The organism is Streptomyces sp. NPDC048254 (assembly GCF_043201895.1).
GTDB lineage: Bacteria > Actinomycetota > Actinomycetes > Streptomycetales > Streptomycetaceae > Streptomyces.
The window spans coordinates 84,534-95,383 of the sequence record NZ_JBICZJ010000012.1 but is presented as its reverse complement, the minus strand read 5'-3'; the positions used below and the strand labels follow the sequence as shown (position 1 = coordinate 95,383).

At 69.2% G+C, this 10,850-nt stretch carries 8 protein-coding genes; 1 reads left to right on the top strand and 7 read right to left on the bottom strand.

Features of this window, described 5'->3' with window-relative positions:
• The first annotated feature begins 92 nt into the window (after positions 1-92).
• Positions 93-710 (top strand): GNAT family N-acetyltransferase, encoded by a 618-nt coding sequence (locus ACGFZQ_RS30975; RefSeq protein WP_393843088.1) that lies wholly within the window; start codon positions 93-95, stop codon positions 708-710.
• Between the two features lie 87 nt (positions 711-797).
• On the opposite strand, the gene trxA is transcribed toward ACGFZQ_RS30975, so the two are convergent.
• From trxA to ACGFZQ_RS30940, 7 genes are all read right to left on the bottom strand, one after another.
• Complete coding sequence (trxA, locus tag ACGFZQ_RS30970) at positions 798-1,130, bottom strand: thioredoxin (RefSeq protein WP_351695853.1); 333 nt, start codon at positions 1,128-1,130, stop codon at positions 798-800.
• Positions 1,131-1,176: 46 nt separating this feature from the next.
• On the bottom strand, positions 1,177-2,145 hold the full coding sequence (trxB, locus tag ACGFZQ_RS30965) for a thioredoxin-disulfide reductase (RefSeq protein WP_351748200.1): 969 nt from the start codon (positions 2,143-2,145) through the stop codon (positions 1,177-1,179).
• Between the two features lie 206 nt (positions 2,146-2,351).
• Positions 2,352-3,266 (bottom strand): anti-sigma factor family protein, encoded by a 915-nt coding sequence (locus ACGFZQ_RS30960; RefSeq protein ID WP_393843087.1) that lies wholly within the window; start codon positions 3,264-3,266, stop codon positions 2,352-2,354.
• Positions 3,263-3,988 carry an RNA polymerase sigma factor SigM gene (gene sigM, locus ACGFZQ_RS30955; protein WP_393843086.1) on the bottom strand — a complete coding sequence of 242 codons (726 nt, stop codon included), beginning with the start codon at positions 3,986-3,988 and terminating at the stop codon, positions 3,263-3,265. The genes ACGFZQ_RS30960 and sigM overlap by 4 nt, the downstream gene beginning before the upstream one ends.
• 20 nt (positions 3,989-4,008) lie before the next feature.
• Positions 4,009-5,700, bottom strand: a complete 1,692-nt coding sequence (locus tag ACGFZQ_RS30950) for a protein kinase family protein (protein ID WP_393843085.1) — start codon at positions 5,698-5,700, stop codon at positions 4,009-4,011.
• A 118-nt stretch (positions 5,701-5,818) separates the two neighbouring features.
• Positions 5,819-8,131: a murein biosynthesis integral membrane protein MurJ gene (murJ, locus tag ACGFZQ_RS30945; protein WP_393843084.1), complete on the bottom strand. Its 2,313-nt coding sequence runs from the start codon at positions 8,129-8,131 to the stop codon at positions 5,819-5,821.
• 46 nt (positions 8,132-8,177) lie between these two features.
• The gene (locus ACGFZQ_RS30940; protein WP_393843083.1) at positions 8,178-10,604 is read right to left on the bottom strand and encodes a DUF6049 family protein; all 2,427 of its coding nucleotides are present in this window, start codon (positions 10,602-10,604) and stop codon (positions 8,178-8,180) included.
• Between the last annotated feature and the right edge of the window lie 246 nt (positions 10,605-10,850).

Genomic DNA, 10,850 nt, shown 5'->3' with positions numbered 1-10,850 from the left:
ACCGTCGGATTCGTCGGCAGTCTGCTCAGGGAACGCAGCGCTCTGACAGCCGCTCGCGACGCTGCGGGCGAAGGAAGCGAGGAACAGCCTTCATGGGGCGTCGGCTCGTACCGCTCACGCTGGACAACCTTCAGGACCTTCCCCAGCGCTGTCGCTCGTGTGTCTTCTGGGAACTGGACCCCGTCAGCGGCGAAGCAGCGGTAAGGGCGGGCACACCCGCGGTTGAGAAGGAGGCCTGGATCTCCGCCGTGCTGCTCGACTGGGGATCGTGCGGCCGGGTGGTGTATGTCGATGACGTACCGGTGGGCTTTGTGCTCTACGCTCCGCCTGCCTACGTCCCGCGCTCCACGGCATTTCCCACCAGCCCGGTCTCACCGGACGCCGTCCAGCTCATCACCGGGTACATCATGCCCGGCTATCAGGGACAGGGACTCGGCCGCGTGATGGTCCAGACGGTCGCCAAGGATCTGCTGCGCCGGGGCTTCAAAGCGATCGAGGCGTTCGGCGACGCCCGCTACCAGGAGCCGGCCTGTCTGCTGCCCGCCGACCATCTGCTGGCCGTGGGCTTCAAGACGGTCCGGCAGCACCCCGTGCATCCACGGATGCGGCTGGAGCTGCGGACGACGCTCTCCTGGAAGGAAGACGTGGAGCTGGCACTCGACCGGCTTCTGGGGGCCGTACAGAAGGAACCAGTGCTGCGGCCGCTCTAGGAGCGCCCCGCAGGTGATCGAAGCGAGTCCTCAAAGCGAATGGGCCAACCCCCGAGGGGTTGGCCCATTCGTGTTTCACGTGAAACGTCACTCGGCGATGTAGTCGTCGAGGTCGCGCAGGAGTGCAGCCTTCGGCTTGGCACCGACGATCGTCTTGGCGACCTCGCCGCCCTGGTACACGTTCAGGGTGGGGATCGACATGACGCCGTACTTGGCGGCCGTCGTCGGGTTCTCGTCGATGTTCAGCTTGACGATTTCGATCTTCTCGCCGTGCTCGGCGGCGATGGCCTCAAGAGACGGGGCGATCTGGCGGCACGGGCCGCACCACTCGGCCCAGAAGTCCACCAGGACGGGCTTGTCGCTCTTGAGGACGACCTCCTCGAAGTCGGCGTCGGTCACATGCTTGAGGGTGCCGGCCACGGCGGGCTCCTTTACTCGTTCGTGCGGTGAGGCGGAAGGGGGATGATCAGACGGTGGTCTTCTCGGGCTCTGCCTTCTCCTCGTCCGCGAGGGCGGCGAGGAAACGCTCGGCGTCGAGAGCAGCGGAGCAGCCGGTACCGGCCGCGGTGATCGCCTGGCGGTAGGTGTGGTCCACCACGTCACCGGCGGCGAACACACCCGTCAGGTTGGTGTGCGTCGAGGGCGAGGCGACCTTCAGGTAGCCCTCCTCGTCCAGGTCCAGCTGGCCCTTGAAGAGCTCGGTGCGCGGGTCATGGCCGATCGCGATGAACAGGCCCGTCACCGGCAGGTCCGAGAGCTCACCGGTCTTGACGTTGCGCAGCTTCAGACCGGCCAGCTTCTGCTCGCCCTGGACCTCGGCGATCTCGCTGTCCCAGGCGAACTTGATCTTCGGGTCGGCGAAGGCACGCTCCTGCATCGCCTTGGAGGCGCGCAGGGTGTCCCGGCGGTGGACGATCGTCACGGACTTGGCGAACCGGGAGAGGAAGGTCGCCTCCTCCATCGCGGTGTCACCGCCGCCGATCACGGCGATGTCCTGCTCCTTGAAGAAGAACCCGTCACAGGTGGCGCACCAGGAGACACCACGGCCGGAAAGGGCGTCCTCGTTCGGCAGACCCAGCTTGCGGTGCTGGGAGCCGGTGGTGACGATGACGGCCTTCGCCTGGTGGACCGTGCCGGCGGTGTCGGTGACGGTCTTGATCTCACCGGTCAGGTCGACGGAGACGACATCGTCCGGAATCAGCTCGGCACCGAAGCGCTCGGCCTGGGCGCGCATGTTGTCCATGAGGTCGGGACCCATGATGCCGTCGCGAAAGCCCGGGAAGTTCTCCACCTCGGTGGTGTTCATCAGCGCACCGCCCGCGGTGACGGCGCCCTCGAACACGAGGGGCTTCAGCGACGCGCGCGCGGTGTAGAGCGCCGCCGTGTAGCCGGCGGGCCCGGAGCCGATGATGATCACGTTTCGGACGTCGCTCACGGCTTGATTCCTCGTCTCTGGTCTACGTCAATTCGACCGGTGGGAGTTCTTGTCAGAAGCTCTCACCCCACCCAACGGATCCTACGGGGCGCGCATTCCCGGTGTGTCCGGGCACACGGGCATCCCACACCGTACGGATTTCCACGCCAGGGCGGACGATGCGTCCTCTGCTGCGGAGGATCGCTCCGAGGGCACTCCAGAGCCGCTCAGGGGCGTGGCAGGGACTCCGTCAGCAGAACCTCGCCAGGGGAGGCCGACGACCGGCTCTCACACGTGGCGTCGACGATGAAGACGGTCACCCGGGTGCTGTCGGAGGCATCGGGGAGGACGACGAGGAATGCATCCTTGCCCTCGTACGCCCCCTTCTTCGCACCAAGGACGTCGTCGTTCTGACTGATGCCCTGGCGGACGCACGGCGGCACCGGCGCTGAGGGCTGGATCCGGGTGGTGTAGGGCGAGTTCGTGGAACCGGGCGAAGTGGATTGGCCCTGGATTCCCAGGTCCGGCTTATTGGAACCGCGCGGGCTCGTCTTCGTGCCGAGGAGGTTCTCCACCTCTGTCGGGAGGGTGCCCTTGGAGAAGGCCTCGGCTGAGTTCGTCGGCTTGCCCTGCGCGGTCGTCGGCCCATCGCCGCCGAGCGACTGGAGGAAGAACGAACCGGCGCCCAGGACGGCCGCGGTGAGGACAGCTCCGAGAACGACGGTCCGACGGCGCCGGACGCGTCCCTTTCCGTGCGCTTGTCCGCGGTCCTGTCCGCGGTCCTTGCGGCCGGGACCGGTGGCAGCGCTCGATCGTCCGGCGGGACGGTCCACTGGGGGCGATGCGAGGGTCGATGTTTCACGTGAAACATGCGTCTCGAGTGCCGTGGCGTTCAGCAGTGCCTCAGCGGCGAGGGCGGCGTCGATCCGGCCCGCGACGTCAGCAGGCATGGGTGACGGCTCCGGCAGTGCGCCCAGCAGGCCCTGGATCTCCTTCAGTGAAGCGTGGACATCGGCACAGAGCTCGCACTCGTCCAGGTGCTGTCGTACCTCCGCGGTCCGGGCATCCGGGAGCAGGCCTTCGGTGAGGTCGGAGATCTCCGCGACGTCCGGGTGCCCGGTCGTGTCTGTCGTGGAAGTCACGCTCGCCCACCTCCGCCCTTCACTGCGGCTGAATCACTCGGCCCGGTCTTCTGTGAGCCCCCGTCCTGAGGCCTCGCTGCCGGTGGGACGGATGTCCCCTCCGCCCGGTTCCGCGCCGGGCCCGGCGCGTTCTCGTCGCCGGTGTTTTCCGGCCGTAGATGGGTGAGCAGCGGCAGGAGTCTGGCTCTGCCGCGGGCACAGCGGCTCTTGACCGTCCCCGTGGGCACGTCGAGGATCCGGGCCGCCTCCGCGACCGGATAGCCCTGCATGTCGACCAGGACGAGGGCGGCGCGCTGATCGTGCGGCAGCGTGCCGAGGGCTTCGAGGAGCTGGCGGTGCAGATCGTTGCGCTCGGCCGGAGCCGAGGCCGATTCATGCGGCTCCAGCAACTGCTCCAGCCGCTCGGTGTCGTCGACGGGGGCGGTCTTCCGGGAGGCCGCCTTGCGGGCCCGGTCGAGGCAGGCGTTCACCGTGATCCGGTGCAGCCAGGTCGTGACGGCCGAGTGGCCCCGGAAGGTGTGGGCGGCCCGGTAGGCGGACACCAGGGCGTCCTGGACGGCGTCAGCGGCCTCCTCGCGGTCCCCCAGGGTCCGCAGCGCGACCGCCCAGAGCCGGTCCCGGTGCCGCCGCACGATCTCACCGAAGGCGTCGGGGTCACCTTCCACATGGCGGGCGAGCAGGTCCTGATCGCTCACTCCGTCGTATCCGGCGCCCTCCGCCATCTGCCCCCTCCGCCCTGCGATCAGCTGGTCACCTTGATGTCTGCCACCCGTCCGCGGTACGTGCCTTCGTCCGTCAGTGGCAGCTTGGTCAGCCAGACCAGCAGGTAGCGGGACTTGAGGGACTCGTTCGGCTTCAGGGTCACGCTCGTACCCGAGCCGGCGGCGACCTTCGTGTATGCGTCGAAGGACGTCGGCTCGGTGCCGGCGGCGCTGGATGCGGCGCGCAACTCGACGGACGTGTCTCCCATGAAGGTAACGGTCACCTTCCCGATCTGCTGGATCTTGCCGAGATCGAGGATGACGCCGAGGCCCGGCTTCAGGTTTCCGAAGGTGGCGCCCTTGTAGTAGTCGGTCTGCCAGTAGGTCGAGAGGCTCTTGTCGTAGACCTTGCTTATGTCGGACGGCTTCTCGGACCCGTCGCCGAACGGATCGAAGTCACGGGCCCCGCTGATGGCGATCGGCTCGCTGACCGTCGTCGGCGGCTTCTTGTCTCCGTCGCCCGACGGCTGGGTGTTGTTGGTGTCCCCGGACTTGTCGCCCTGGTCCATCAGGGCGTCCGCGAGTTGCCAGCTGCCCAGTCCCAGCGCGGCGATCAGCAGGGCGGAGACCGCCCACTTGAGGGCCTTGCCGGTACGGCTCTGGAGCGGGGGCGGCGGGGTCTGGACGGGCTGCGTCATGCCGGGAGGCGTGGGGCGGCCGTAGGTGCCCTGCTGGTACGTGGTGCGCTGGTACTCGGGCGGTGCCGTGAACGACGGCTCCGGCGGGCGGATGCGGGGCATCTCGCCGATCGCCTTCACGAGCTCCTCCGGCGTGGTGCACGCGGACTCGTGGCGGGAGGCGGTGGCTCCGTCGTTGATCAGGGCCCGCATGGCGAGCTCCGACAGGCCGCGGTGGACACCGGCACGCACCTGGTCGGGTGCGATCAGGCCGACGTCCTTGGGCAGCCCCGGCAGTCCGTAGGCATCGCTCTGGTACGGCCAGCGCTGGGTGAGCGCCGCATACAGCAGGGCGCCGATCGCCTCGGTGTCGGTGCGCTGTGGGGTGTCGGAACTGATGCCGCGCAGTGCCGCGTTCACCGCGAGGCCGCGGATACGCCACTGACCGGTGGAGGCGCGCAGCACGGCGTTGGGGTTGAGCCGGAGATGAGCCAGCCCCTCGCGGTGCGCGGCCGCCATCGCGGACGCGATCTGACTGACCATCTGGTAGGCGTCGTGCGGCTCCAGCGGGCCGGCCGCGAGCAACGCGGTCAGCTCGGTGGCGTCGGGCAGCCACTCGTGCACCACGTACACGAGGTCGTTCTCCTCGACCGCGTCCAGGACCTGTACGAACCGGGGATCCCCGAGCAGCGCGGCAGAGCGGGCGGCAGCCAGCACGGCGCGGGTGCGCGCATGGTCGGCCGGCAGGATGTGCACGCCGACGGCACGCCGCAGTTTCTCATCGACCGCACGCCAACTGCTGAATCCGTCCAGACGGGTGACGCACTCCTCAAGACGGTAGCGTCTGGCCAGCTTGTGACCGCTGTGCAGTTCGGGAGGCAAAGCCTTCTTCCCTGGGCTCGCAGCCGTGCCGCTCCCCTGTGCCTCTTCGCTGTCCGTGTCCCGCTCCGGGTTCTGGGCCACCCCGTCGGCCGTGGACTGCTCCGCCTTGGCGGTCAGCGGCTTGTCACCGCTGTTGTCTGCCACGTCGACGGCAGCCGTGCTCCGTTCCGCCACCGTCGTTCCTGCCTCCCCATCCGTTGCACGCTGTCCAACGCCGAAACCAATTGTGCCCACAGTCTGCCGCTATGCACGACACACGGCGACGGACGATGGTTGTGCGCGTACCCCTACCTCAGCGACCCAGACGCCCGCGCACCATACCCACGAGGGAGTTGAGCTCCTCGATCCGCATGCGGCGCGCGGCGACATAGAAGACGCCCAGCAGTACCGCTCCGCCGGCCATCAGCGCGGCGAAGGAACCGATCACGCCCTGCCCCAGAGTGTGGCCGATGCCGTAGCAGGCCGCACCGCTGAGCAGAGCGGCCGGTACGGAGGCGATACAGAGCCGCGCGTAGGTGCGGGTGACCTGGGAGCCGTCCAGGTCGCCGCCGAGCCGCTTGCGCAGCCGCTTCCAGGCGACACCCACGCCGATCGCGTAGGCGAGGCCGTAGGAGGCGGCCATGCCGGCCACCGCCCAGCGGGCCGGGAGCAGGGCGTAACAGGCGACCGAGGCGCCCGCGTTGACCACGGCGACGATGACCGTGTTGTAGAAGGGGGTGCGGGTGTCCTCGTAGGCGTAGAACGCGCGCAGGACGACGTACTGCACCGAGTAGGGGATCAGACCGAGGCCGAAGGCCATCAGCATGAACCCCATGTTGGTGGCCTCGCTGGTGCCCGAGGAACCGAAGATCAGGGTGCACATCGGGATGCCCAGTGCCACGAAACCGAAGGCGATGGGCACGATCGCGACGGCGGTCGTCCGCAGGCCCTGGGAGATGTCGTCGCGTACCGCGCCCGTGTCGTCCTCGGCGGCCGAGCGGGAGATCCGTGGCAGCAGGGCCGCCATCAGGGAGACCGTGATGATGGCCTGCGGCAGGCCCCAGATCAGCTGGGCGTTGGCGTAGGCGGCGAATCCGGTGCCGTCGACCGGGGACTTCTTGCCGGCCGAGGTCGACAGCTGGGAGACGACGAGCGCGCCCGCCTGGTTGGCGAGGACGAACAGCACGGTCCACTTGGCGAGGGTGGCGGCCTTGCCGAGTCCGTGTCCCCTCCAGTCGAAGCGCAGCCGCATCCGGAAGCCGGTCTCGCGCAGGTAGGGGATCATCGCCAGGGCCTGGACCACGAGGCCGAGCAGCACGCCGAGGCCGAGCAGCCGCTGGCCCTCCGGCGGGATGGTGGTGACCTTCATGCCGGAGTGCGCGGCGGTGCCGTACACCCAGATGAACAGGCCGAGGGTGACGATGATGACGATGTTGTTGAGGACCGGGGTCCACATCATCGCGCCGAACTTGCCCCGCGCGTTGAGGACCTGACCCATCACCACGTGGATGCCCATGAAGAAGATCGAGGGTAGGAAGTAGCGGACGAAGGTGATGGCGACGTCGTTGGCCGCCGGGTCGCTGGCGACCGAGTCGGACAGCAGGCGGATCAGGAAGGGCGCGGCCGCGATCGTGGCCGCGGTGAGCAGGCCCAGCGCCACCATCACGAGGGTCAGCAGACGGTTGGCGAACGCCTCGCCGCCGTCCTCGTCCTCCTTCATGGCCCGCACCAGCTGCGGCACGAAGACGGAGTTGAGGCCGCCGCCGACGGTCAGGATGTAGATCATCGTTGGCAGCTGGTAGGCGACCTGGAACGTGTCACCGAGCAGACCCACGCCCAGGGCGGAGACGATCAGCGCGGAGCGGACGAAACCCGTGAGGCGGGAGACCATCGTGCCCGCCGCCATCACGGCACTGGACTTCAGCAGCCCGGAGGCACGCCCGCCCTTCGTGGCCGCAGGGGCCGAGGGCGCTGCGGAGGCCGTCGGAGCGGCGGGTACCGGCTCGGCGGCGGGGGCCCCGGGGGATGGTGCCTGCGGGAACCGGGGGGTGGCGTACTGGTTCTGGGCGGCGGGGACCTGTGGCGGCGACGGGTACTGGCCCGATGGCGGCGGGTACTGGCCAGCGGGGCCCGGTACGGACCGGGGGTCCGTCTGCGGGTTGCCGCCGCCCTGCTGCTGGTCCCGGAAGAGGTGCGCGAAGGCGTCCGGTTCGTGGCGCTCCTCACCGGAGTGCGTGACCAGATCGTCCACGCCCACGAACTGGGTCGTGCGCGGGTTGTCGCCGTACGGCAGGTACTGGTTCGGGCCCTCCGGCTCCGGCGGCGGGGTCTGGGCCCACACATGCGGGTCAGGGGCGTACGGCGACTGCGCGGGCTGGCCGTACAGCGGCTGCTGCGGGTACATGCCCGGGGGCGGCGGGGGGTGCGCGGCGCGGTCGTAGAGCGCCTCGGCTACCGGGTCCTGGGCGGAGAGGTCCTGCGCCCGGTAGGGGTCCTGGTCGTAGGCGTCCTGGAGGTACATGTCAGCCGCGTGCTGCGGCGGGACCTGGCCGGCCTCCGGCGGCGGCTCGGGGTAGCCCGAACCGGCCGCGCCCTGGCCGCGTTCACCGTCGTACGGCGCGTTCATGGTTACCCCACCTCATCGTCCCGGGCCACACCGGCCACGACATCGCTCAACGGTCCACTCTCTCACCCGTCCCGGACGGGTCGGCGCTTTCCGCTGCGGTGTCCGGTGTCGGGTCACTCGGCTGCTCCGGGTCGTCTGCCCCGGAGCGGGCCCCGGACTCTTCCTGGAGACGATCCTCACGAGCATGAGAGTTCCCCGCTCGGCCGGTCTCTTCGGGGCCCTCGGTCTCCAGGGCTTCCGGGGCCTCCGGAGTCTGCGGAGTCTCCGGGGTGTCCTCGCCCGTCTCGTCGGGACCGTCGCCCTCCTCGGCACGGCGGGCCGCCGCCCGCTTGCGCTGGGTGTACATCCGGAACCCGGCGAGCACCAGCAGCAGCACACCGCCGCCGATGACCAGCATCACGGTGGGCGTGACCTCGGTGACCTTCACGTCGAACCGGACCGGGGCGCCGTACTCCTGGCCGTCCTCGGTGTAGAGCTGGGCGATGACCTCCACCCGGCCGTTGGCGTTGGCCGACGTGGAGAACTTCACGGACTGGGTGTGGCCGCCGGAGACCTCGACCGGCTGCTCGTAGTAGGCCTTGCCGCCGATCTCCAGTCGGGTCGGCATGGTCGAGGTGAGCCGCAGGACGAGGTGGTCGACGCCCTGGACCAGGTTGTTCTGGACGGTCACCGGGATGGTGGCGCTTCGGCCGGAGAGCTTGGTCTCGGACTTGTCGATCAGCTTGACCTGGCCGATGAGGCTGTCGAGCCAGGACTCCACGCCCGTGCGGAAGCTGTCCGCCTCGCTGCCGCGGCCTCGCCAGGACGTGGACATCTCACGGTTTATGGCCCGCCCGAAGGGGGTCACCACCCGGGACTGGTTGCTGAGGATCACCTGGAAGTTGTCGAGCTTGTCCTCGGTGCGGGCGATCTGCTCGAAGGCCGTCCGGGGCAGCTCCTGCTTGCGCAGCGCGGAGGGGTAGGCGGACGACGAGGGGATCTTCGTGGTCGCGCCGGGGTCGGGCTTGGCCTTGGCCGCCGCCGCGAGGTCCTGGAACTGCGACCAGTTGCCGTTCTGCAACACGGTGATCGCCGTCGCCATCGCCTGGACCTGGCTCGCCGACGGCATCCGCTGCGGGGCGACGACGATGCTGCGCTCTTTGTCGGTCTGGGTGTTCAGCGCCAGGCTCTGGGCCAGGAACCGCTGCACCGCGAGGGTGGCCGAGTCCGCCTTCGTCAGATCGCCCTGGAACGCCGTGGACAGTCGCGCGTCCGCGACCACCGCCGTCGTGCCGCCACCGATCGGACGTGCCGCCGAGGGCGTGTAGGGCAGCCCGCCGGTCTCCTGGAGGCTGTCGCTGCGGGCGATCACCTTGTCGGCGCCCGCCGAGGTGGCGACCTTGATGATCGACGGGTCGACGGCACCGTTCACGGGCCATGCGAAGTCGGTGCTCGGTGTGACATGGAGCACGGTCTCCACCGTGGTGGCGGCGACGTCGGTGGCGTCCTTGAGGTGGCTCAGCGAGCCGGTCACGCTGGTGCCGTTGTGGGCGAGGGAGGCCAGGTCCGGGTCGGCGAAGGGAAGGGCCACGACTTCCTTGTCCGCCACCGCGTCCTGCAGATCGGACAGGAACTGCTTGGCCACCGCCTGATGGGTGCCGGCCGTGGTGCTGTCGCCGGCGCCCTGGACCCGGTAGCTGCGGGTCATCGCGTCCACGGAGGCCAGCAGGTCCGGGTCGATCACCCAGGTGACGTCCAGGTTCTTGCCGAGTGCCAGCATCTGCGCCAGCCGGCCGCCGGGTGAGATCTCCTTGGCGAGGTCGTCGTCGAGGAAGACCGGCGTCTGCAGTTCACCCGCGCCCGTCTTCGCCGTCACATGGACCGTGGAGATCAGCGGCCACAGATACGTCGTCCTGGTCTTTGTGTCGGCCTCGGATGACTGCCACGGCAGGAACGTCCGCTGGATGCCGAGCACCTGCTCCCACGGCTGCGCGGACGTCTGGCCGGACAGCGAGACGCCGAACGGGTACACGCCGTCCTGCCCGAGGTCGAGCTTGTCGACCGGCACGGAGATGCTGAAGTGCTCGGCGACCCCCGGGGAGAGCGAGTCGAAGTCCTCGGTGTACTTGCCGCCGACCGCGGTGCCGAGGCTCGAATTGAGGTCGTCGGGGTGTCGGGCGGCGGAGTCGATCGCAGAGCGCGTGCTGAGCTGGGAACCCACACGCAGGTCCACATGGGCGTCCGTGACGGCCTGCTTGCCGTTGTTGGTCACCGTGCCGGAGACCGTCAGCGTGTCCCCGTCGGTGGGGGCGCTGGGGCTGAGCGAGTCCAGGGCGACGGACACCGTGTCCGAGCCGGCCGCCTGCGCCGGAACCGCGGCGGGCAGCTGCACCAGTGCGGCCAGCAGGGGCGCACCCGCGAGCAGTGCCCCGGTGCGCCGCAGCCAGCGACGGGCAGGTGAGGGCGTCCCCTGGATGTCTGCCGCCTCGGCCACGCGCTCGTCCGTCCCTCGTCGTCGTCAGTGGTCGTCGGAATGTGCGTCCACGCATGGTAACGAGGCGCGCTGAGCGGAAGTGCCGCGGTCTGCTCCACAAGATCGGGGGAGGAGATCGGCCCGTCCCCTATATCCAGTATCGTCGGGAGACTCATGTAAGCGGCGAGCGCTGCTCTTGTGCGGGTATGGAGTGAGCTGTCCCACTCCCCTTTTATGGAGGCTTTGTGTGGGGCGCTGCCGGAATAT